18 protein-coding genes, 1 tRNA gene and 1 riboswitch are annotated in these 24,499 nt (G+C 39.9%); of the genes, 3 read left to right on the top strand and 16 right to left on the bottom strand.

The features are described from left to right. Window positions 1-132: 132 nt before the first annotated feature. The 14 genes from argH to eno all read right to left on the bottom strand — a co-directional run bounded on the left by argH (window position 133) and on the right by eno (window position 16,945). The gene (argH, locus tag HXT40_RS03720) at window positions 133-1,650 is read right to left on the bottom strand and encodes an argininosuccinate lyase (RefSeq protein ID WP_415705291.1); all 1,518 of its coding nucleotides are present in this window, start codon (window positions 1,648-1,650) and stop codon (window positions 133-135) included. A gap of 35 nt (window positions 1,651-1,685) precedes the next feature. After that, on the bottom strand, window positions 1,686-2,900 hold the full coding sequence (locus HXT40_RS03725; RefSeq protein WP_103014002.1) for an argininosuccinate synthase: 1,215 nt from the start codon (window positions 2,898-2,900) through the stop codon (window positions 1,686-1,688). A 277-nt stretch (window positions 2,901-3,177) separates the two neighbouring features. Next, window positions 3,178-3,717: an arginine repressor gene (locus tag HXT40_RS03730; protein WP_032842537.1), complete on the bottom strand. Its 540-nt coding sequence runs from the start codon at window positions 3,715-3,717 to the stop codon at window positions 3,178-3,180. A 257-nt stretch (window positions 3,718-3,974) separates the two neighbouring features. Beyond that, on the bottom strand, window positions 3,975-6,596 hold the full coding sequence (gene pheT, locus HXT40_RS03735) for a phenylalanine--tRNA ligase subunit beta (protein ID WP_421777160.1): 2,622 nt from the start codon (window positions 6,594-6,596) through the stop codon (window positions 3,975-3,977). Window positions 6,597-6,601: 5 nt separating this feature from the next. Next, window positions 6,602-7,669 (bottom strand): phenylalanine--tRNA ligase subunit alpha, encoded by a 1,068-nt coding sequence (gene pheS, locus HXT40_RS03740; RefSeq protein ID WP_033888768.1) that lies wholly within the window; start codon window positions 7,667-7,669, stop codon window positions 6,602-6,604. Between the two features lie 70 nt (window positions 7,670-7,739). Further along, window positions 7,740-8,648 (bottom strand): TrmH family RNA methyltransferase, encoded by a 909-nt coding sequence (locus tag HXT40_RS03745; RefSeq protein ID WP_012914098.1) that lies wholly within the window; start codon window positions 8,646-8,648, stop codon window positions 7,740-7,742. Window positions 8,649-8,760: 112 nt separating this feature from the next. Beyond that, window positions 8,761-9,735: a cation diffusion facilitator family transporter gene (locus tag HXT40_RS03750; RefSeq protein WP_421777334.1), complete on the bottom strand. Its 975-nt coding sequence runs from the start codon at window positions 9,733-9,735 to the stop codon at window positions 8,761-8,763. Between the two features lie 291 nt (window positions 9,736-10,026). Then, window positions 10,027-10,110, bottom strand: a tRNA-Leu gene (locus HXT40_RS03755). 42 nt (window positions 10,111-10,152) lie between these two features. Next, window positions 10,153-11,829: a DUF501 domain-containing protein gene (locus HXT40_RS03760; RefSeq protein WP_421777335.1), complete on the bottom strand. Its 1,677-nt coding sequence runs from the start codon at window positions 11,827-11,829 to the stop codon at window positions 10,153-10,155. Between the two features lie 94 nt (window positions 11,830-11,923). Further along, window positions 11,924-12,397: an FtsB family cell division protein gene (locus HXT40_RS03765; protein ID WP_076002800.1), complete on the bottom strand. Its 474-nt coding sequence runs from the start codon at window positions 12,395-12,397 to the stop codon at window positions 11,924-11,926. Between the two features lie 188 nt (window positions 12,398-12,585). Continuing rightward, window positions 12,586-13,725 (bottom strand): dihydropteroate synthase, encoded by a 1,140-nt coding sequence (gene folP, locus HXT40_RS03770; RefSeq protein WP_421777161.1) that lies wholly within the window; start codon window positions 13,723-13,725, stop codon window positions 12,586-12,588. Between the two features lie 55 nt (window positions 13,726-13,780). Next, window positions 13,781-14,281 carry a 2-amino-4-hydroxy-6-hydroxymethyldihydropteridine diphosphokinase gene (gene folK / locus HXT40_RS03775; RefSeq protein WP_421777162.1) on the bottom strand — a complete coding sequence of 167 codons (501 nt, stop codon included), beginning with the start codon at window positions 14,279-14,281 and terminating at the stop codon, window positions 13,781-13,783. Between the two features lie 259 nt (window positions 14,282-14,540). Continuing rightward, window positions 14,541-15,455: an L-lactate dehydrogenase gene (locus HXT40_RS03780; RefSeq protein ID WP_421777163.1), complete on the bottom strand. Its 915-nt coding sequence runs from the start codon at window positions 15,453-15,455 to the stop codon at window positions 14,541-14,543. 194 nt (window positions 15,456-15,649) lie between these two features. Further along, window positions 15,650-16,945 carry a phosphopyruvate hydratase gene (eno, locus tag HXT40_RS03785; RefSeq protein ID WP_004106847.1) on the bottom strand — a complete coding sequence of 432 codons (1,296 nt, stop codon included), beginning with the start codon at window positions 16,943-16,945 and terminating at the stop codon, window positions 15,650-15,652. Window positions 16,946-17,155: 210 nt separating this feature from the next. Further along, a riboswitch (TPP riboswitch) is annotated at window positions 17,156-17,280 on the top strand. On the opposite strand from eno, the gene HXT40_RS03790 reads away from it, so the two are divergent. From HXT40_RS03790 to HXT40_RS03800, 3 genes are all read left to right on the top strand, one after another. Beyond that, window positions 17,270-18,085, top strand: coding sequence for an ABC transporter permease (locus HXT40_RS03790; protein WP_421777164.1), 816 nt, complete (start codon window positions 17,270-17,272; stop codon window positions 18,083-18,085). (Overlaps the previous riboswitch by 11 nt.) 167 nt (window positions 18,086-18,252) lie before the next feature. Next, window positions 18,253-19,251, top strand: coding sequence for an ABC transporter substrate-binding protein (locus HXT40_RS03795; RefSeq protein ID WP_415685234.1), 999 nt, complete (start codon window positions 18,253-18,255; stop codon window positions 19,249-19,251). Between the two features lie 150 nt (window positions 19,252-19,401). Further along, window positions 19,402-20,139, top strand: coding sequence for an ABC transporter ATP-binding protein (locus HXT40_RS03800; RefSeq protein WP_415690050.1), 738 nt, complete (start codon window positions 19,402-19,404; stop codon window positions 20,137-20,139). A 37-nt stretch (window positions 20,140-20,176) separates the two neighbouring features. Here the strand turns inward: HXT40_RS03800 and mfd are convergent, their stop codons facing one another. Next, window positions 20,177-23,785 carry a transcription-repair coupling factor gene (mfd, locus tag HXT40_RS03805; protein WP_421777165.1) on the bottom strand — a complete coding sequence of 1,203 codons (3,609 nt, stop codon included), beginning with the start codon at window positions 23,783-23,785 and terminating at the stop codon, window positions 20,177-20,179. Continuing rightward, window positions 23,775-24,374 (bottom strand): aminoacyl-tRNA hydrolase, encoded by a 600-nt coding sequence (pth, locus tag HXT40_RS03810; RefSeq protein ID WP_004111397.1) that lies wholly within the window; start codon window positions 24,372-24,374, stop codon window positions 23,775-23,777. The genes mfd and pth overlap by 11 nt, the downstream gene beginning before the upstream one ends. Window positions 24,375-24,499 lie beyond the last annotated feature (125 nt).

Raw genomic sequence — 24,499 nt, forward strand, 5'->3', positions numbered from 1 at the left:
CGGGCGCTTTGCGCGTCCACAAGCCTTTCAATTTTTGCAGCACATGGCGACACGCATAATAAAAAAGTGCCAAATATTATAAAGTACAATATTTGGCACTATAACGTGACAGCTAATAATCTAATTTTAAAATTATTTTATAGGCGAGATATAAGCAGAACCATCGCTTTTTGAATTTGCAAATTTATAATAATTATCCATTGCATTTTCAGCCTCTACAATTTGCTCTTTAACTCGCGCGAAGGCTGTACCGCCACGACCGCATCTGGCAGACACAGATCCAGCACTAGTCAATATTGTTCTAATATTCGCAATTTCTGCGCTATCAACAAAACCGCTTAGAATATTTGAAAAATCATCATCGCTTAAATCAGCAAGATCTCCCCCAATTCCCTCAGCTCGCTTTACACACAAACCAGACAAAGTATGAGCATTACGGAATGGAACACCCTTTTTTACAAGCCATTCTGCAATATCTGTAGCAAGAGCGAAACCAGTAGAAGACTGTTCATAAAGTCTATTTAGATCAAATTTCATAGTTTCTACCATTCCAGCAAAAGCTGGAAGAAGCACTTCTAAAGTGTCAATTTGATCAAAAACAGCTTCTTTATCTTCTTGCAAATCGCGAGCATAAGCAGTAGGAAGACCTTTAAGAGTTGTCATTAAACCAGTTAAATCGCCTATTAATCTACCAGCTTTACCACGAGCAAGTTCCGCAATATCTGGATTCTTTTTTTGAGGCATAATCGATGAGCCAGTTGAATAAGCATCATCTAAACGAACAAATGCAAATTCTTGAGTATTCCAAATAATAATTTCTTCACTTAATCGTGATATATCAACGCCAATCATTGCTGCGATGAATGAAAATTCTGCAACTAAGTCTCTACTTGCAGTTGCGTCTATAGAATTAACGCAAACTTTAGAAAAACCAAGCTCTTTAGCTACTTCTTCTGGATTAAGACCAAGAGTATTGCCTGCCAAAGCGCCTGCTCCATAAGGGCTTTCATCTGCACGCAAATCCCAATCTATGAAGCGATTTACATCTCGTAAAAGCGGCCAAACATGTGCCATTAACTGATGCGCAAGCAAAATTGGTTGAGCATGTTGCATGTGAGTGCGACCCGGCATCACCGCGTCTTTTGCATTTTTTGATTGATTCAGCAACGCTTGGCAAACTGACAACAATAATGATGCAATAATGCGCGCATGCCTACGCAAAAACATACGTATTAAAGCTGCAATTTGATCATTTCTAGAGCGACCTGCACGAAGCTTTCCGCCAAGCTCATTTCCAGCAATTTCAAGTAAACCGCGCTCTAATGCTGTAGCTTCATCTTCATCTTCCTCAATGGGTGCGAAAGTTCCGTCATCTACATGCTTTTGCAATTCATCTAATGCACAAGATAAATCAGCATACTCTTTTTCGTTAAGAAGACCTGCACGATGCAACGCATGCGCATGAGCTCTAGAACCAGCAATATCATCATCCGCTAATCGCCAATCAAATTGTGTGGACTTGCTTAGTTTCGCCAGCTCTGCTGAAGGACCTGAACTAAATCGTCCACCCCACAATGCAATAGGGTGATTAGTATTATTACTTTCATTATTTTCTAGTTCTGCGGCTGCTGCTTTTGTTGCATCGTGCATAGTTTATTACCTTTATATCTTTTTTATATATCGTATTAGTTGTTGTCTGCAACGCGCATATCTCTTGCTGCTGCAACCTTGCTAGACAATCCGTAGATTTCAATGAATCCATTGGAAGCACGCTGATCAAATGTATCTGAAGAATCATACGTTGCTAAATTAAAGTCATACAATGATTCCTCAGAACGACGTCCAGTAACTACAGCTTTGCCAGCATACATAGTCATTCGAATCTCTCCAGAAACATGCTCTTGAGTTTCATTAATAAATGCGTTAAGAGAACGCACAACTGGAGAGAACCACTGACCATCATAGACAAATTCAGCCCACTTTTTATCAAGAGCACGCTTTAACCTATGCTGCTCACGCTCCAGGCAGCAATTTTCAAGCTCTTGGTGTGCAACAATTAAAGCTTGAGCACCTGGAACTTCGTACAATTCACGAGATTTAATTCCTACAAGACGATCTTCAATAATATCGATTCGTCCAATTCCTTGCGCTCCAGCTCTTGCATTCATTTCTTCAATTGCTTGCAAAGGCGTTACGCTATGACCGTCAATTGCGACTGGAATACCTTTTTCAAAAGTAATTGTAACTTCATCCGGTTCTTGAGATTCAAGAGGATTTTGCGTATAAGAATAGCACTCTTCAGTCGGAGCATTCCATGGATCTTCTAGGAAACCGGTTTCAATTGCACGACCCCACACGTTTTGGTCAATCGAATATGGGCTTTTCTTGCTTTGTTCAATTGGAAGCTTGTGCTCGTTAGCGAATTCTATTTCAACATCACGAGTAAGTGACAAGTCTCGAATTGGGCTAATAGCTTTTAATTCTGGATCCAAAGATTGGATTGCAACTTCAAAACGAACCTGATCGTTTCCTTTGCCGGTGCAACCATGCGCAATTGTGTCTGCATCAAATTGATGAGCTGCATTCACTAAGTGGCGAGTAATCAAAGGCCTAGAAAGAGCAGAAACCAATGGATACACGTCTTCATACATTGCGTTAGCTTTTAATGCAAGCATGCAATAATTATCTGCGAATTCTTCGCGAGCATCGACAACATATGCCTCAACTGCACCACAAGCCAAAGCACGATTCTTAATTACTTCAAGCGCTTCACCGCCTTGACCAACATTTAGCGACACAGCTACAACGTCTTGACCTGTTTGCTCTTTAAGGTATGGAATTGCTACCGAAGTATCGAGGCCACCTGAATACGCCAAGACAATACGTTTTTTATTAGTCATTGTGACCTCCCAGGTCATGTATTGAATAAATAAACAATAAAGAGCATATTATACATCTAAAATAAAATCAACAGATGCGCCAAAAAATTATTATATTTTTATCATCTTCGAAGAGTTATTATAAAATATAAAAAATATATCAATTATAGTTATACATATAAAAACGCGCGCAGCTCAACAATGCACTGCACGCGTATAAATCTTTTCGTTACTGCAAAATTATTTTTTTTTAATGCAATATTTAATTAAATAGCCACAATATTTTTTAATAAATTGTTTAACGAGAAGCTACTGAAAGCATCCAATTTGCTCGATTTTCAGCTTCTTCATTTGAAACGCAAACCATAATAACTGTATCATCTCCAGCAACTGATCCTAAAATACCTTTCAAAGGCTGACGATCTATAACACTTGCAACATATTGTGCAGCGCCTGATGGAGTGTGAATAACAACAATATTATTTGCATGTCCAACTTCAGTGACAAGACCTGCTAAAGTGCGAGCAACTTGCTGATCAATTCGCACAGTATCCATAGCATGACGATTGCCAGTACCATCGCCAAGCACATACGCAATCCTGCCATCCGTCAATCGAATTTTAACGGCATTTAACTCATCTAAATCTCGGCTCAAAGTAGCTTGAGTAACATTAAAACCATGACGCGCCAACACTTTAGCGAGTTGAGATTGAGAAGTAATCACTTCTGCCAGTAACGCTTGTTCAATAGCGTTTAAACGCGCTGCTTTTGTTGCAGGACGTTGCTGTTTTATTGACACTTCGTTATTTGATTCTGCATCCGTTTCTGGATTCATCATAATTTTATCAAAACCTTTCATAAACATATTTTCAATTAAATATATACGAATATATGTATACATATCTACATGCATAAAAAAATTATTTATGTGTTCTTCGTCACACATATCTATTATGCATGAAAATGCTATATTTTATTTAAAAAATAGATGTTACTTTACATAAAAAGAAAAAGAGTTAATAATACAATAAATGCGATTATGCATACTACTATTAGAACGTATGCACAATCGCATTAACTAAAATATATTATATTTTACACTCGCAAAGTTGCGTGCAAGACTTCAGCAGCATCCGTAATCTTCTTACGAACTTCTTCCATCTCTTCGCCAGAAAGTGTTCTATCATTTGCTCGGAACGTTACGGAATAAGCAAGAGAACGCAAACCTTCTCCAAGCTGCTCACCCTCATACACATCGAACAACTCAACAGATTCAAGCAAATCTCCAGCAGACTTTTCAATAGCAGACTGCAATTCATTCGCTTTCAACTCAATTGGTGCAGTGAAAGCGAAATCTTGCTTTACAGGAGGGAAAGTCGAAATTGGTTTAGCTTGAACAGGCTTCATAATCATATTCTTAAACAATTCAGTTAAATCAAGCTCGAATGCTGCAGAATGCTTAGGTAAATCTAGCGCTTCACAAACATGTGGATGCAATTCGCCAACAACACCGAGATTGACGCTTGAACCATCTTCAGCAAGAACACAAACTTGAGCACTACGACCAGGATGCCAAGAAGATGGAGCATCTTGAGCTTTAAACTGTTCGAGAATGAACTTAACACCAATTCTCTTACCAACTCGCTGGAGTGCTTCAACAGCATCGCTCCAATCAACATCTCTATGAGTACCAAGCCAACCAGTTTCTTCAGCATGACCAGTTAGCAAAGCAGCAACATGCAAAGGTTGTTCCGGTAATCCAGCATCCAACGCAGCAAGCTCAGCATTAGAAGGTCTAACAGAACCAGGTAATGCAGGAATTGCAGGAGCATTTGGATCACTAAAGTACACATGACCAAGCTCATACATGGAAATATCTGTTAAACCACGATGAAGATTGCGTCGAACAGTACCAGCCAAAGTCATCAAAACAGAACGACGAAGCCAAGGCCTGTCTCCAGCTAAAGGATTAGCAATACGAACACTTACTTCAGCAACTTCATCCACATTTTGACGGAAAGCTTTAATATCTTCCTCACCAACAAATGGATAGCTTAAAGATTCAACAAAACCAGTTTCCGCTAACTCATAAGCAATAGCTCGTCTAGTTTGCTGTTGCGCAGTTAAGCCAGTTCGACCAGTAACAGGAACAGCAGGAACCTTAACAGGAATCTCATCATATCCAACAAGTCGAGCAATTTCCTCTACTAGATCGCAAGGCTCATTCAAATCAGGACGCCAAGTTGGAGGAAGAACGGAGAAGGATCCATTGCCACCACCAGCAACAGAGCAACCAATATCGGTAAGAATATCGCTAATGCGATTCAAATCAACATCCAAACCAGCAACTCGCTGCACTTCATTAGCTTTAAACACAATCACATTTCGCGACTGAGTATTATTGACATCACACGGCGATGTAGATGGCTTAGCTCCACCAAACTGTTCCAAAAGATTTGCAGCCATTTGTGCAGCTGCTGGCTGCAATTGGGTATCAACGCCACGCTCAAAACGACGAGAAGCCTCAGAAGGAATCTTATGTCGACGAGCAGTACGAGCAATTGAAACGGGATCAAAGTGCGCTGCCTCAATCAAAATATTTTTCGTTTCACTCGTAACTTCGCCATACATGCCGCCCATAACACCTGCTAAGCCAAGCACGCGTGAACCATGGTTTCCACGAGGAGAATCGCAAATAACTAAATCCTCAACATGCAATTCATGATCTTTGCCATCCAAAGTCGTAAGATGTTCGCCCTCATGTGCACGACGAACTACAATTGGACCTTCAATTTTGTCTAAATCATAAGCATGAAGAGGTTGACCCAAATCAAGCATGACATAATTAGTGATATCAACAGCAAGAGAGATACTGCGCATACCTGCACGCGTTAAACGACGCTGCATCCAACGTGGGCTTGCACAAGTGGAGTCAAAACCGTGTACAGCACGCGCATAATATCGATCACAACCAGGTACACCATGAATTGGATTAGTATCTTCAATACTCACGTCAATATCTGAAGTCTTGTGACCTTCATCGTTAATTTGCGATACCTGCTCATTCAACTTTGAAACAGGATCCGTATAAACAGCACCAGTTGAATGATGATATTCGCGAGCAACACCACGATAAGAGAAAGCATATCCACGATCAGGCGTTATGTTAATCTCCAAAATCGGCTTATTAAGATGCAACAACTCCATTACGTCGTCGCCAGGCTTCAACTCATCATATTCAGCCTTAGAGAAGCCATATTCACGCAACAAAATAATGCCATTGTGGCTATCTCCCAAACCAAGCTCACGCTCTGAAGCACACATACCGTCAGAAATATGACCGTAAGTCTTACGCGGCTCAATCTTAAAATCTCCAGGCAGAACAGCACCAGGAAGAGTTACAACAACCTTTTCACCGGCAGCCATATTAGGAGCACCGCAAACAATGCCACGAGGAACTTTCTTGCCGTTCTCGTCAACATCGTTGTATTTATCTCCAACATCAACATGGCACCAATTAATAGTTTTGCCATTTTTCTGCGGTTCAGGAGTAGCGTCAACTACGCAACCGACAACAATTGGACCGGTAACTTGAGAAGTATGAATTTCTTCTTCCTCTAGACCAACACGAACTAAATCTTTAGCAAGCTGTTCGTAAGTTAAACCTTCTGGCACTTCAACATGATCTTTGAGCCAGTCAATATCTACCATTGGCATGAGTTTTACTCCCCCATTACAAACTGTTCACTGAAGCGCTTATCGCCTTCAACCAAATCATGCATATCGTTAATATCGTGGCGAAGAAGCAGAGTCCTCTCCAAGCCGACACCAAAAGCAAAACCGGTATACACTTGTGGATCTAAACCTGCAGACTTCAACACATTAGGGTTAACCATTCCGCAACCGCCCCATTCAATCCAGCCTGGACCGCCCTTTTTATCTGGGAACCAAAGATCCAGCTCAGCACTAGGCTCAGTAAATGGGAAGTAGCTTGGTCGCAAGCGGCTCTTTGCATCTGGACCAAACATCGCAACAGCTAAACGATCGAGAACACCCTTTAAATCAGCCATTGTTAAATGCTTATCTACAGCCAAAGCTTCACATTGATGGAAAACTGGAGTATGTGTTGCATCCAGTTCATCAGTGCGGAACACTCTACCAGGAGAAGCAATATACAGAGGAACTCCACGCTCAATTAACGCACGTACTTGATCAGAAGAAGTTTGCGTGCGCAAAACCATATTTGAACCGACAAAGCCTGCAGCATCCTTAGCTTGATTACCCTGAACGTAGAAAGTATCTTGCATTTGACGCGCAGGATGATCCGGACCAAAGTTCAATGCATCAAAATCAAACCATTCAGTTTCAACTTCTGGACCTGCAGAAATCTGCCAACCCATAGACACAAAGAAGTCTTCAAAATCCTCAATAATACGAGCAATAGGATGACGAGCACCTAAAGGCTTACGATTAATTGGAAGAGTCATATCTACAGTTTCTGCAGAAAGCATGTTAGCCTCTTCAACAGCTTTAATTCGCTCTGTAGCTTCTGCAAAAGCTCGACCAAAATCAGCTCGCAAAGTTGACATCACCTTGCCAACTTCCTTCTTTTGATCCGCAGGCAAAGAACCAATTGCTTTACTTGCAACAGTCATCACTGACTGCGCGCCAGCATACTTAGTTTTAACAGCCTTCAGCTCTTCCATAGTTTGAGCAGCTGTAACGCTAGCAATACCTTCTTTTACTGCTTTACTTACAGCTTTAATATCGAATGGCTTATTATCGGTCACAGCACCTTTCCTATCTGTGTTATACGTATATTCATTGTTTATATACGCTATTGCAAAATATTGCCCAAAGCTATATTTTTCGCTCATGACTCGACATAGCCAAGCCCATAAGCATTACTGCTGCACTTGTTGCAAGGTTCATTGATTCCGCTTTTCCATATATTGGAATTATTGAAATATCGTCAACCTGCTGTAATACTTCTTTAGGTAAGCCTCTAGCTTCATTACCAAATAAAATAGCCAAAGAACTGCTAATAACCTCGGAATTGACTAAAATTTTTGGAAATGGCACAGGTTTAATCTTGTCAGTTCCGTAAATATCAGCTGCAATAATTCGAATATTTGATTTTGCAGCGCATTCGAACCAGTCTTGAACGCTTAATTGCACTACAGGAAGATGAAATAGTGAACCTGCAGTCGAACGCACAAGCTTAGAATTCCAACGACTTACGCAATCATCAACAAAAACAACAGCATCGCATCCAGCAACATCTGCAACGCGAATAATAGCACCAGCATTGCCAGGATCTCTTACCTGCCAGCAAGCTGCAATACGAAGAGGCTTAAAATCGTTTTTTGATTTTACTTGTGCTGATTGTTGCAAATTTTTAAACTCACTAAAATAGATATCATCTAAAGATTTCGAATTAGCAACCGCAACAATTCCCTGTGAATCAGCACTAATTTTTTGCATAATACTCGGTTCAACAGGATGAACATAACAAGATCGAGATAAAGCTTCTTTAACTATTTCCCGCAAAGAAGAAAATTGGGAACTTTTCTTTTCATTACCTTCACAAGCATCTTTAGTAACATAAATATCACATAACGAATCTGTGGCATAACGTACAGCTTCGCGCACACTTTGCGGACCTTCAACTAAAAAACGCTGCAAATCATGCGACTTTGCGCGACCTAAAGAAACGAGTCTGCGCACGCGCTCACTGTGAGTATTATCAATTAGTTCTTTTAACGGCATAAATATAACTTTACTTCAAAAACGATTACGACACAGGAAATACACATTCACAGATTTATGCAAACCTGCCACATTCATTGCAACAAAACTTATAAGCAAAACCTTATAAACTCTATTCATGATGCTCTGAAGCACTGGAAGTTGTATAGCCTTTAGGCTCAAGTTGAAAAGTAGTGTGAGACACAGAAACAGGAAAATGTTCGCGTAAGCAGTCCTGAAGCTGAGAAAGCACATGAGAGCATTGAGACATTGTCATATTAGGATCCACAACAACATGTGCCATAAAAATCGGCATACCAGTAGAGACAGTACTAGCGTGCAAATCATGAACTGCAAGAACATGAGGAACATGCTCTAGATGTTCACGAACTTTGTTTAAATCAAGACCTTCAGGAGTCTGCTCAAGAAGAACCTTAACAGCATTCTTAAGAAGCTTTAACGCACGAGGAATCATAAGAAGCGCAATAATACCGCCAGCTAAAGCATCAAAACCTGCCCAACCTGTACTCATCATTACAATAGCTGAGACTACAACTGCAACAGATCCAAGAGCATCGTTCATAACCTCAAGAAATGCAGCACGCATATTCATGTTGTCTTGAGATTGAGACATAAGAATTACAAGAGAGCCTAAATTCGCAGCTAAACCAAGGATACCAAAGAATAGCAGCTGATTTACATCGTGAATGCCTTGATGACCACTACCAAAAAGACGCATTCCAGATTCAACAAGAGCATACACTCCTACAAGCAGTAAAATAAGAGCTCCCGCAGCAGCTGTAATAACCTCAAGACGCGCCCACCCCCACGTGCGCTTACTATTTGGACGACGACGCATAAGAATTGCAGTAACTGTTGAAGCTGCAAGAACCGAAATGTCTGTAAGCATATGACCTGCGTCTATAAGAAGCGACAAGGAATTGGTTATGAAAGAACCAATTACCTCAGCAAAGAACACAGTTGCAGTAAGAGAAAGCGTAAGAAGCAAACGATGCTGATGTGCATGACTTGCGTGAATTGCTTCTGCTTGGGAAGCTGCGTTGGCATTATTGTAATTAGTATCGGAAGAGTTGACATTTGCATTCACACTGCTTGAGCGTGAACCAGTGCCGTTAGTTTGAATTACATCGTTATGATTATGCACTTTCCAACCTCCTAAAATATTAAAATATTTGGGCGATATCGTTTCTCAATATCATTCGCATTTTGCCTTATACGCAATGAACCCCAGCCTAAGCCGGGGTTCACTATTATCAATTACTTTGTCTATAACTATGTAATCACAAGCTGTCAACATGCACGCATTATGGGTTATAGGTAAAACCAACAGAAAAGCAAAAGGCGCCACACAGCTAAAAACTGTGCAGCGCTTTGTTTGTGCCTCCGGTGGGACTCGGACCCACAAGCCCGTAAGGGCGTCAGATTTTAAGTCTGATGCGTATGCCAATTCCGCCACAGAGGCAGCAATCACTTATTATGCCATATATCTAAGCAAAGAACAAGCTCAGCGTGTGGCGAGTAACTTTCTTCCCAAATCAATCGTAATTCCGTCAAGCAAACCATGCTCACTTGCAACAAACGTATCCAAAACCCCACCGTGATCCTCATACGCAGCTTTTGCTAATCTCTCCAACACGCGACTCCAAATAACTGCTCCACCGCCAACAACATCCACACGCCCTGGGTGAATCGTCGCATACGTGCGCCTGCAGTCCTTAGGCATACGCAAAAATCGATTATTAACAGCGTAGGCCTGCTCTAACCCAATACGCACACCATCGACAGCAGTATGATCATAATGCTGCAATCCCATAGTCAAAGCAGCCATAGTTGTCACAGTTCCAGAAACGCCAATAATAGTACGAGCTCGCCCTGCAGGGACAACTTTGAAAGCGTCATCAATATGCTTGTCAATATCTTCAATCGCAGCTTGAATTTCCTCTTCAGTAGGAGGATCAGTATGCAAATGCCTTTCCGTCATTCTAACGGAACCAACATTCATGGAGTACGCCGCAGAAACCTTGTGCGTTGGCAAGCAGTCCCCATCCCCTCCAAGCACTAACTCAGTAGAACCTCCACCTAAATCAACTACGAGATACGGTGGCTGCAACTCATCGCGAGACACAACGCTTGTTGCACCAAGGAAGCTAAGAGCTGCCTCTTCAGTACCACTAATAACTTCAGGACGAACACCAAGCTCATCAATCATCATTTGTTCAAAAATCTCACGATTTTCAGCATCTCGTGTAGCTGAAGTTGCCACAAAACGAATCGCATCAACTGGATGTTCTTTCAAAACTTGCGCAAATTCGTGCGCAGCCTCCCTCACTCGTTCCAAAGCGTCATCTGCGAAACGATGAGTTTCGTCAATTCCCTGACCTAGTCTAACGACGCGAAGCATACGAGGCACAATATCTTTCATTCCATGCTCAGAAACTTGCGCAATTTTTAGTCGAATAGAATTCGTACCACAGTCAATTGCGGCAACCTGTACTGTTTTTTCTGCACAAGTAGTCGTGTCACTTTTCACAGCTTCGCCCTCTGCAGTTTTATCTTTTGCAATCGTTTCGTCTTCCACAACAACTTCCGTTTCAGTAGCATATGCATCATCGCTCCACGGAGTAGTACAGCGGCACACGCTAGGATCAAACTCATCTTTAATGCGCTCTAACACCATATCACCAATAGGATTTACACCTTTGCCCATTACCAATGTTTGCGCAAGCAAAGCATGCAAGCATTTAACACGAACTGGCATTCCACCAGCGCTCATCTGACTAATATGCTCTTCACTATCCCCCAAAGACACAGCTAATTCATGACGGAATTCCAAATAATACTTATGCGCACGCTCATATTGTTTCTTCAGATCTTCGTCCGATTGCAATAGCTCGTTATATTCTCGCATAATACCGTCTGCTTCTACGCGAGACACCGCTTTTACAGCTTCAGGACAGGTAAGGTAGCATGTAGTTGGGAATGGTGTGCCATCTTCTAAACATGGTCTAGTAATAACAGCAAGAGGTCTACCACAAACGCAACGCGCACCAACAGCTACCATTCCTCTAGGGAATCTTCCAAGTTGCTTTTCAACAATTGTACGCTCAGCATCACTTGCAGGTGTAGTAAATAAACGTTTCACAGCTTCTTCTGGAATATATTTCTTATTACTGTTCTGCATTTTATCTGAACTTTCTTGGCTGCTAGCCATGCGTTTCTACTCCTGTTAAAGCTGTTTTACAAATAAATAATCTTTTACTTTATCAGTTTATATGTTATAAGGATGGCACAGTATCTGGTTTGTCTGCTTTATGTATTGCATACATTAAGTCACTATACCAAGGCAAGACTGAATGAGTCTTAGTTTCGCTATTTTCTTGAGCAAATTCATTCGGAACTTTTCCAGTTACTGCTTCAGGATGCTCTACGCGAACAGCCTGCTCACCGGGAAAAATAAAGCCGAGACGATCTCTAGCTTGAGCGGTAACGTATGCTTTGTCTTTCCATCGGTCAATATTATTATCCAACGTACGTTTTTGTTCACGTAAATCACTTTCTTCACGCTGAAGTGCATGAAGCTCAGACAAGCTTAACGCATAATTTCTAACTGTTGAAATGCATTCAATTGAACTAACGGTAACTACAAAAACCATAAATAAAAACACGAGCGGTCCTGAAAGTAGTCGACGCTGTTGCAATGGTGCTACATCTTCACCTAATGCTGTTTTACGACGCTTTTTCATAACCATACTCTCTAAATTACTTGATGTATTCGACGTGAAAACATCATGCATTCCGCTAATATCTTACGTGCTTTAGATGCAAAATGCTGTTGTGCCACATTACAGTCACGCTACATTTACAGTAACTCACATTTATTCGTTATTAAAATTAAAAAAACTGACGAACAAAACTGCAAAAAAATATTCAAATTTTTCTACTTAAACCAGTAATTTCTATTAATAACATCGATCATTTCAACTAATTGCTTTGTTTCTGCAATATCATGAGCACGTATTACACGTCCACCAGCCATAAACATCGCTGTTTCTGCAACTAAAGTGACAGGCAAACGATCTTCTTTATCTAAATTAAAAAGCTTCTTACCAAAGCCTTTTCTAGAAATCGCAACCAGTATTGGTCGACCAAAACGATGCAATTGATTAATATTGCGCATCATTGCATAATCTTGTTCACCATCAGCAACCTTTGCATAGCCAATTCCTTGATCAAGAATAATCCTATTTAAGTCAACTCCTCCATCAACAAGCATTTTTAAATTATCACTAAAGAATTGACACATAACCTTTGTTAAATTGTCATATTCTGTATCTCTATTGCTATGCATTGTTACTAATCCAACGTTAGAATCTGCCATAAGCTTTACTTTTTCTGGAGAATCAAACGCACGAACATCATTTATAATATCTACGCCAGCTTCAATTGCAGCTTCCATTACAGGTAACTTGTAAGTGTCTACTGCTACAGCAATTTGAGGATAATTTTTGTGAATATACTTAATAGCAGGTATAACGCGCTTTATTTCCTCTTCTGGAGTAATTTCTAAATAACCGCCAGGTTTTGTAGTTTGACCGCCTACTTCTATAACATCAGCACCAGCTTCAACTATTTCTTTAATATGGCTATTTACCTCGTCTTCACTTTGGTACTTGCCGCCGTCATAGAATGAGTCAGGAGTAATATTCAAAATCGCGTAAACTATCGGCTTGTCAAGTGTATCAAAGCAGAATCGCCCTGCATTCCACACAATTGCTTTTTGCTTTAATATCGAGCGTAAACTTGCAAGTAATTCTTGATCTTCGTACCATGCTTTTTCGCATTCTTGCATAAAAGGTTTAAGAGCAATAAGCGGCAAAATGAAGTCAATAGAAGACTCGGAAACTTTGATAGCTGTATCAAAATGATCGAGAAAATCAGCTACTTTGCTTAAATCGTTTTCGCTAATATTTTCCCACGTGCATAAAATTTTTTGATTTACACAAAGATCCTGCAGCAACGCTATATCTGCAATACTTTTAGAAGACGCATTCTCCAAATTGCTTTCAATAATTCGCATTTGTATTCTTTCTTTCTAAAACCTCATATTTAAAAAACTAAATTTATATTCCAAACTAATTAAAAACTTCTCTACTTTCAATAATATTAATCCAATTAGTGTCGCTAGTTTTATTAAGCTTATCTTGGATAAGCTCATGATAATTTGCATCGTCTGCGCTTATTTCAAGCAAAGGAACTAATACGAATCTGCGATTATCTCTTTCTTTGTGCGGAATCGTAAGATTTTCACTTTTTATAGTTTGACCACCAAAATCAATAATATCTAAATCGATTGTTCGAGGACCCCAACGAACTATGCGCTTTCTGTGAAGACGCTGTTCAATATCATGAATAAAATCAAGCAATTCAAAAGCTGTTAAATCAGTGTCCAAGCGTAAAGCAATGTTATAAAAACTGTCTTGCACTACGTCACCAACTGGCTCAGTTTCATACACTGAAGAAACGATAATATTGCTTATATGCGAATTTTGCTTCAATAGCGAAACAGCTTGACGCAAATTAAGTAATCTATCACCTATATTACTTCCAACACTTATGTATGCACTAGAAATCATATTTCCCCCAAAAAAAAATAATTCAATTTATAGTTAAAAGTATATATCATGAACAGTTAGGACTAGCCAACTTTATGAATTCAAACAATAAATAATCTAATATCAAAAATTTTTATAACAAAAATGTCGCTGTAAATTCAATACTCTTGAAGAGCAATCAAACCTACAACGACATTTTTCAATACGCTTTTATCTAAAATCTGTAAAAATATTTTAGATTCAAAAGTAGTATTTTTTAGTTATTTTATTTTTGACTTATCTATTTTGCTTGAGCTTTACTTAAAATTGTATCTGCAGAATGTTGCAATTTTTGCAACTCTTCTTGAGTCAAATCAAGCTGGCATTGTTTAACAATTCCTTCTCTACCAACAATTGCTGGGTATGAAAGATAAGAATGGTATTCTTCGCGATAGTTTGAAACAGGCATTTGCTCTTTAGAATCCGAAAGAACTGCATCCACTAAACGAACTGCAGCAGCAGCAATACCGTAGTTTGTGTACTTCTTTCCGTAGAACACTGTAAATCCGCCTTCGCGAGTTTCCTCATCAATAGCGTCTAAATCCATGTTCTTTTCTTTAATAAGCTCTGTTATAGGCTGCTCAAAGACTTTAACTGTGGACCACGCAACAAATTGCGAATCACCATGCTCTCCTAAGCTATATCCCTTAACAGCCTTTGGATGCACGCCAAAGAACTTGCCTACTGCACGATGCAAGCGCGCAGAATCAAGCAAAGTGCCAGTTCCAATAATCTTTTCGTAAGGAAGACCAGTAGCTTCCTTGTAAAGCTGGCAAATAGCGTCGCAAGGATTTGTTATGTCAATCAAAACACCGTGGAATCCAGAAGCCTTAATCTTTGCACCAACTTCTGCAACTTCCTTACGATTATACTTAAGCTCTGCAAAACGATCTGGATGAGGAACGTCCAAAAGCTTTATGTGACCCAAGGCGCTTACGATTACCTCTACGTCTTTTAATGCTTCATAATCATTAACCGTAATATTAACGTTAAAAGGCACATTATCCATTGAATCTTCAAAATCCAATGCGTCGGCATTCACCTTTGCCTCGTTTGTATCATAAAGGTACAAATCATCAGCGTGACCGCCAACAACAAGTTGATGCGCTACTGCTGCACCAACGTTTCCCATGCCTATAACTGCGACTTTTCTCATATGAAACATCTCCTTCCGTTTTTAGTTTTCCATAAAAAATAGCACTATTTTGATGAGAATAAAAGTAATGTTAGAAAAATTTATATATTTTTTCAAAAAATCGCTAAAATATACGAAAAACGGTCAGCCGTAAACACGACTGACCGTTAAAACTCAAAGACTCAAGAAGCCACTAAGTTACTTAAAACTAAAAGTTACTTCATATACTTCTTGCAAGCCTTGAATGCGCTGTAACCAGCATACTGAGCGGTAGAACCAAGCTCTTCCTCAATCTCAAGCAAGCGGTTGTACTTAGCAATACGCTCGCCACGAGCAGGAGCACCAGTCTTGATTTGGCCAGTGTTCTTAGCAACAGCAAGATCAGAAATGGTGGTATCTGGAGTCTCGCCAGAACGATGGGAAACCATAGAAGTGAAGCCGTTCTTAGTTGCAAGCTCAATAGCGTCGAGGGTTTCGGTAACGGAACCAATCTGGTTCAACTTCACGAGCAAGGAGTTAGCTGCACCAAGCTCAATACCCTTAGCCAAACGCTTTGGATTGGTGACAAGCAAGTCATCGCCAACGAACTGCAAACGATCACCAAGACGCTTGGTGATTTCTGCCCAATCATCCCATCCTTCTTCCTGGAATGGATCTTCAATGGAAACGATTGGATACTCGTTGATGAGCTTCTCGTAGTAATCAAGCATGTAAGCAGATTCGCGCTCTTCGCCATCAAAACGATACTTACCAGTTTCCTTGTTGTAGAACTCAGAAGAAGCAACGTCAAGAGAAATACCAATCTGCTTGCCTGGCTCGTAACCAGCGGCTTCGATTGCATCCATGATGTACTTCAAGGAATCCTCATTGGACTTCATCTTTGGAGCGAAGCCACCTTCGTCACCAAGACCAGTAGCCAAGCCTTCCTTCTTCAAAACATTCTTCAAGGTGTGATAAACCTCAACACCAGCGCGCAAAGCATCACTGTAGGTTGCGAAACCGTAAGGAGAAATCATGTACTCCTGAATATCGGTTGCGAAATCAGCGTGAGCACCACCGTTCATGATGTTCATGTTTGGAACTGGAAGAATGTGACCATTGGTGCCGCCAATGTAGCGGTACAACGGAAGCTGAGCGGATTCAGCAGCAGCGTAGAGAGCAGCGAGGGAAACGCCGAGAATTGCGTTAGCACCAAGCTTGCCCTTGTTTGGCGTGCCATCAAGCTCAATCATCGTCTCATCAAGAGCGCGCTGATCGGTGGCATCCATGCCAATAACCTTAGGTGCGATTACCTCGTTGACAGCCTTAACAGCTTCCAACGTGCCCTTGCCTTGATAACGGGACTTGTCGCCATCGCGACGTTCCCAAGCTTCTGCTTCACCAGTAGAAGCACCAGAAGGCACTAAACCAATACCCTGAGCGCCATCTTCGGTCTCCAAATAAACCTGAACAGTAGGATTTCCACGAGAATCCAAAATTTCGCGTGCATATACGCTTTCAATAGCTGCCACAACTACTCCTTTATACCTATGGGTTGTGATGACTCTTTTAAGATTAGTGCGTTTTATGGACGTTATATTGAGTACCAGCGTATTTATGCCGTGAACGTTCACAATATTTTGATTTAATTCGAGTCATATTAGCCAATTGTATATTTTTAAGCAATATCGTTTATAAATATCGATTTAAAATATACTTGTCCATACCCTTAAGTGATAATGACCTCAGACACGGGGTGCGCAACTACATCGTGCCAAACAACAATACATATAGTGTTGCGCTGAGAATACACTCGTTGAACCTGATATAGCTAAAACTATCGAAGGGATTGTCGCATGACTTACAGTTCGCCTAATAAAGCGAAGAACATATTGAAGATTGCATTTAAAGCGGTATCTTCATGTAAAGTGTGGATTTCAACTATCCTCATTTTGGTTTTATGGTTTTTCACAACTCTTTCTCCAACCGAAGACCGTTCTTTGCCATCCCCATATGAAGTAATACAAGCTTTTATTGATTTAAACAACGAAGGCATATTATTAAAATCCTTAGGAATAAGTATTTTACGAGTTCTTTTAGGACTTTTGTTAGGAATTATTTTTTCTGTTCCAGCAGGAATACTTGCAGGAGGCAGTAAGCTTGGCAATATTGTAGTTGATAAACCAAGCCACATGTTGAGGTCAATTCCATTCCCGGCTTTAGCTCCAATATTAATAATTTTCCTCGGAATAGATGAAACGATGAAAATAGCACTTATAGCTGTTGGCGTTTTTGGACCTATGTACGTTAATATTCGCGACGGAGTGCGTAATATTGATCCAAAACTTCTTGAATTAGCGCAGGTTTATCACGTTAAAAAATCTACTATTTTTATATCTATTTTGCTTCGCGGCACACTTCCAAGTTTTATGACAGGTTTGCGATTTGCAATATCTGTAGCATGGGTTGCATTAGTGACTTGCGAAACAGTCAATTCTTCTATTGGAATTGGATACATTCTTTCAAGAGCACAAGAATTCTTTAGACCAGATCAAATGATGGCATGCGTTATTATGTACGCAATTGCAGGTCTTGGATCCGAGCTTACTGCAAACATATTAGAGTATCTTCTTATACCCGAACGCAGATTAGATAAAAAATCACGCCAATAATCTAGTAATATCAACATTTTTCTAAAGTTAACTACTTTTTAAAATGCATTAAATTGCTTTTTAAGAATCAGTCAATATTTAGAATCAACAACCAAATAATAACAACCAAACAAACAACAGATAAACAAAACAACAAACAAAACAACAAACAAAAGGAGCTGTATATCATGGCCAATTTAAAAATGCGATTTTCTAAAAAGAGCATTATTGCATTAATCTGCGCTGCTTGTGCAACTGTATCTCTTGCAGCTTGCGGAAGCTCACAAAAATCATCAAACGCTTCTTCAAAAGAAGATGCTGGAACTATGAGAGTTGCTTATCTTTCTACAGCAAATTATCTAACTACTTTGAAAAATGAGAAATTCCTTCAAGAAGAATTTGGAAAATCTAAAGTAACTTACACTGGTCCTTACACTCCAGTTGACGGTCTTACTGCTGTGATGAGCGGAAATGCAGATGCTACAACTACTGGAACTGGACGCTTCATTGATTTGATTGCTGAAGGACAGCCATGGGTAGCTTTTGCGCTCGAATATTACAATGGTGATTCTCAAGGAATCGTTGCATCCGCAAAAAGCGGAGTGAAAACACTAAAAGACTTATATGGTAAGAAAGTTGCTATTATTCACAACGGTGACACTGGCGATTACATGCTTCACCGCGCATTTGATAAAAGCGGTTTAGACGTTTCTAAAGTTAACAAAGTTGAGATGAGCCCTAAGAACTTCCAAGCAGCATTTACTTCTGGACAGATTGACGCAATTTCCTCATTCGATCAGAATCTTGCTGCAGCAATGACAACTCCAGGCGCAAAATTGCTTGTAAATGCTAAAAAGTACGGCAATATGAACGTTACTATTCACGTTGTTTCTAAGAACTTTGCCAAAAAGCATCCAGATCTTGTTAAGAAGATGTACAAGGCTCTTGTTCGCGAAGCAGAAAAGTCTCATAAAGAAAACAATGTTATTGGAAACGCATACAAGCAGCTCGGAGCAAGCGAAACTATTATTAAGCAAATTGAAAAGTTTGACAATCCAACTATTCGTCCAATCGATGAAAAAGGTTTGAAAATGATGGAAACTCAGGCTAAAGAATACGTGAAATATGGTTTAATTAAGCAAGCTCCAAAGAATTTGAAAGATTCTGTAATGGATTGCACAAAGTAAATTAATTCATTTATCCATAAAACACATATTCATAAAAAACAAAATTAAATATCAAAATAAAATAATATATAACTGATTAATCAAAATTAAAACAAAGTTATATAACAAGATTATATAAACATGATTTAGAGCAACGCAGTAGGAGTAAATATGAACACTCAAATAGAAGAAAACTATGAGACTAAAGATAACTCTTACTGCGTTACTCTAGAACATATTGGCGCGACTTTTAAAAATAACGCTAAAATATTACGAGATATAAATCTAAATATTAAAAAAGGCGAATTCGTATCTCTAATAGGACGCTCAGGATGCGGAAAAACCACTCTTCTTAAAGTTATTTCAGGATTAATCAAACCTGATTCTGGAACAATAAACGTCACACAACATCAAGCAATAGGTTTCCAAGATGCAAGATTAATACCATGGCTAACAGTAAGTAAGAACGTAGTTTTCGGCATGCAAGGAAACAAATCAGAACTAAAATCTATTGCAGAAAAAGCTCTTAACGATATGCAACTTAATAATTATGGTTCGAAATGGCCATCAGAACTTTCAGGTGGTCAAGCCCAACGAGTCTCATTAGCTAGAGCTTTAGTTCATAATCCTGAATTACTACTTTTAGACGAGCCTTTCGGAGCATTAGACGCTTTAACTCGTTTAGACATGCAAGATTTGCTTGATAATCTAAGACAGAAACATGGTTGGACCACAATAATGGTCACGCACGATATTTCCGAAGCAGTAAGACTTTCTGACAGAATTCTTATGATCAAAGACGGAATCATCGAGAAAAACTGGAATATTAATCGAAGCCAACTTGATGCACAAAAGCGTCCAAATAATCACGTTGAAATAGAAGACGAACTACGCATGGCATTGCAATAAATATTTTTAACACTTATATTGCAACAGATATTACAAATCACCACGCTAAGTCTTCAAGTAATTGCTTAGACCACTTAAGAATATCTGATTCACTCATTGAACCAGCACCGAGTGAAGATTCAAAAGGAGCTGGAACAATAAGCATATGAGTAAGAGGACGATACTGCAATCCTCTATAAATACGCTTCAAACGCATCATCACAGACTCTTTTGGATCGATGCCAACAACTCGTACTGATTTTCCTTGAGAGCTGATTTGCGTAATACCAATCTCGCGTGCTTTAAAACGCAAACGAGCAACATCACACAAAGACTCAAACTCTTCAGGCGGATTACCAAAGCGATCAAGAAGCTCATCGTGAAGTTCTTGCAAATCACTATTATCCTTAGCAGCAGCAAGCTTCCTGTACGCTTCCAAACGAAGCTTGTCAGAAGCAATATAATCAACTGGAAGAGAAGCTTCAACGGGAAGATCAATAGTTACGCAAACAGGCTCAACTCTTTCAGGTTCCTTATATTTTTCAACAGCTTCAGAAACCATACGAACATACAAATCAAAACCGACTCCCTCAATATGCCCACTTTGTTCGTCACCAAGAAGATTTCCAGTTCCTCGAAGTTCCAAATCTTTCATAGCAACATCAAAACCAGAACCTAAAGCCGTGTGCTGAGCAATAGTTGCAAGACGATCGTGAGACTGCTGAGTCATTGGCTTAGTTGGATCATACAAGAAGTAAGCGTAAGCACGCTCATGACCTCTACCTACTCGACCACGAAGCTGATGCAACTGGCTTAAACCGAATCTATCTGCGTGATCGACAATAAGCGTATTCGCATTAGAAATATCAAGACCGGTTTCAATAATCGTAGTGCACACGAGCACGTCAATATCTCTATGCCAAAAATCGCGAATTACAGCATCAAGCTGCTTTTCACCCATTTTTCCGTGCGCAATAGCAACGCGCGCATCTGGCACAAGCTCGTTAATTTTGTTTGCAACAGAACTAATATCTTCTACGCGGTTATGAACATAAAAAACCTGTCCTCCGCGCAACAATTCTCGCTTAATACAAGCTGATACTTGCGAATCTTCATAAGCGCCAACATAAGTCAAAACTGGAAGCCTATCTTCTGGAGGAGTTGCAAGAGTAGACATTTCACGAATACCAGTTACAGCCATTTCAAGAGTTCTAGGAATTGGCGTTGCCGAAAGACTTAATACGTCAACGTTTGTGCGCAAAGCTTTAAGCGTTTCCTTATGTTCCACACCAAAACGCTGCTCTTCGTCAATAATAACCAAACCTAAATCTTTGAACTTTATACTAGGATTCAAAAGCTTATGCGTTCCAATAACAACGTCAATGCTTCCATCTTGCAATCCAGCTAAAGTTTCTTCAATCTCTTTAGAAGTTTGGAATCTACTCATTGCAGCAACTTTTACAGGGAAGCCTTCAAAGCGATTTGTAAAAGTCTCGTAATGCTGCTGAACAAGCAAGGTCGTTGGAACTAAAACAACAACTTGCTTGGAATCCTGCACAGCTTTAAAAGCTGCACGTAACGCAATTTCAGTTTTACCAAAACCAACATCTCCACAAATTAAGCGATCCATTGGGATTGGGTTTTCCATATCTGCTTTTACTTCGTCAATAGTTGTAAGCTGATCAGCAGTTTCTTGATAAGGAAATGCGTCTTCCAACTCTTTTTGCCAAGGAGTATCTTTACTAAATGCAAATCCGCGAGATTGCTGCCTTGCTGAATAAAGTTTAATAAGATTTTCAGCAATTTCATGAACATGCTTTTTAGCCTTTGCTTTAGTTTGAGCCCAGTCGGAACCTCCGAGCTTGTTAAGCTTTGGTATTTCTGCACCTATATATTTACTCACTAAATCAAGCTGATCAGTTGGAATAAAAAGCTTATCGTTAGGAGCGTTACGTTTGCTAGGAGCATATTCAATGACTAAATATTCGCGAGTTGCACTACCACCCGAAACAGCAATATTACGTTGTTTCATGCCAACAAAACATCCAATACCATGCTGCTCGTGCACAACGAAATCACCAGGCTTTAGTTCCATTAGGTCGATTGCTTTGCGCCTGCGTTTTGGAGTTTTTAGTTGAGCTGATGCAGAAGATTTACCTGTCAGATCACGCTCTGTAAGAATCGCGATACGCGCAACATTATCAATGAAGCCATCCGAAATACTTGAGCGCACTGTAGTAAATTCATGTACACCAGTCGCATATATAGCGCGTCTCAAGCGTGCAAGAGTACCAGAAGCCGCTGCAGTAATAGTTACAGCAAAACCATTGTTGACAAGAGATGTGATGCCACCAGAAACTTTTGATTCATCTCCTCGAAACTCTTGTGGCGCCGATGCTGGCAACGCAATATTTCCATAAATTTGATTGTCAACACCAAAAGATGTTAATTTCCATACGTCATGATTAGACAATTCTAACGATGAAATCGTTTCATCAAAATCCAAGAAATTAGCTTGATCGAATGTTATTGGAGCTCCAGAACCGTGACCAGAAGCAGCAACATGCCAACTAGCTGCTAAGAATTCGTTAGCTGTAGCAGTTACGTCATCTGCAGCTCTACGGCATTTTTCGGGATCAGATAGAATAATAACAGATTCCTTTGGAAGCATATTTTGCACTGATTCCATGCGATCCACTAGTGCAGGCAACAAAGACTCCATACCTTCTACAGGTATAGAATTTGCGATTGATTCAAGCATATCGTCAGCATTTGGAATTGCTCCAATAAGAGAACGCGCGCGCTTGCAAATTTTTTCTGTAATCTGAAGCTCACGACAAGGCGTAGCCCAAATACTTGCAATATTATTGCCATAAGTGCGCTGATCAGAAGCATGAAATTGCTTTATAGTATCAATTTCATCACCAAAAAATTCAATTCTCACAGGATGTGTCATCGTTGGCGCAAAAACGTCAATAATTCCACCGCGAACAGCAAACTCTCCGCGTTCCATCACCAAATCAACACGAGTATATGCGTTTTCTACCAAACGTTTCACAGCATATTCAAGAGTTAATTCTTTTCCGCACTCAAATAACAGAGGATCTATATCACCAATGCCTTCAACTACAGGCTGAATAAGCGATCGCACAGGCATAACCAACACGCGAATCGGACCAAAAAGTGATGTGTTATTTTCAGGATGACAAAGCCTACGAAACACTGCAATCCTGCTAGCAACAGTATCTGCCCTAGGCGAGAGCCTTTCATGAGGTAACGTTTCCCAAGCTTCTAATTTAGCAACGTCTTGAGAATCACCATCGTACCAATCACGCACAGACGCAATAAAATCTTCAGCATCTCTACTCGATGGAACAATAACAACAACCGGCTTTTTCTTAGCTAATGCAGCAACAATAGCAGAACGAATGCCAATAGGAGAAGAAATTGTTAAATCTCCACTTATTGAATCTAAATCTTTACGATTTTTATTTGCACTTTCGCAACAATAATCAGATATCGCATCAAGATTATATTCAGATAAAGCTTTAAAAAGTGAATCCTTAGTTGATAAATCATTAAGAATATCTCTCAAGCTTATTACTGAAATATCATCAGTCTTATCATTCTTGTTGTTTTTGATATTAGACCTGCTATCAGCGGCCATTAAACTTCTCCTGCGTTGCTGCTAATCCATGGAAAATAATACTTTCTGCAGCATCAGCACCATCTGCTAAAAAGTTTGGAAGATCAGATTTTTGAGCTGCAGCAAAACCTCCAAGAACCCAATTGACAGTATTATCGTGCGCATGAGCACCACGCTGCGCATGACCAACACCCATTCTCACTCGAGAATATTGAGGAGTACCAAGAGAGCGATCGATAGAACGAATACCGTTATGTCCTCCAGCAGAACCTCCTGCTTTTACTTTAATGCGCCCAAAATCTAAATCCATATCATCGTGAATTATCACAATATGATCCGGTTCTATTTGATAATAGGAGCTTATAGAAGATACTGCAGCACCAGAATCATTCATAAAAGTCAACGGTTTAGCAAGGAAAAACTTTGCTACGCGACCATCAAGATTCATAACACCTTTGCCAAGTTTAGCTAAACCTTTGTGATCAGAAAGAGATACTGACCAACGTTGTGCCAAAACGTCTGCAACCATAAAACCCATGTTGTGTCTAGTACCCTCATATTTTGTACCAGGATTTCCCAAGCCAGCAATAAGCCAAAAATCCGATGCCATGGCAGACCACTCCCCATTCAAATATTTAGCAAAACAACAAAACGGGCGCATCGATTGTAGCTGAACGTAAAATTACAACTACTCGATACGCCCTTATATACTTCAGCCTATTCTATCAAGACTCA

It is taken from the genome of Gardnerella sp. DNF01180P (genome assembly GCF_049244205.1).
Lineage (GTDB): Bacteria > Actinomycetota > Actinomycetes > Actinomycetales > Bifidobacteriaceae > Bifidobacterium > Bifidobacterium swidsinskii.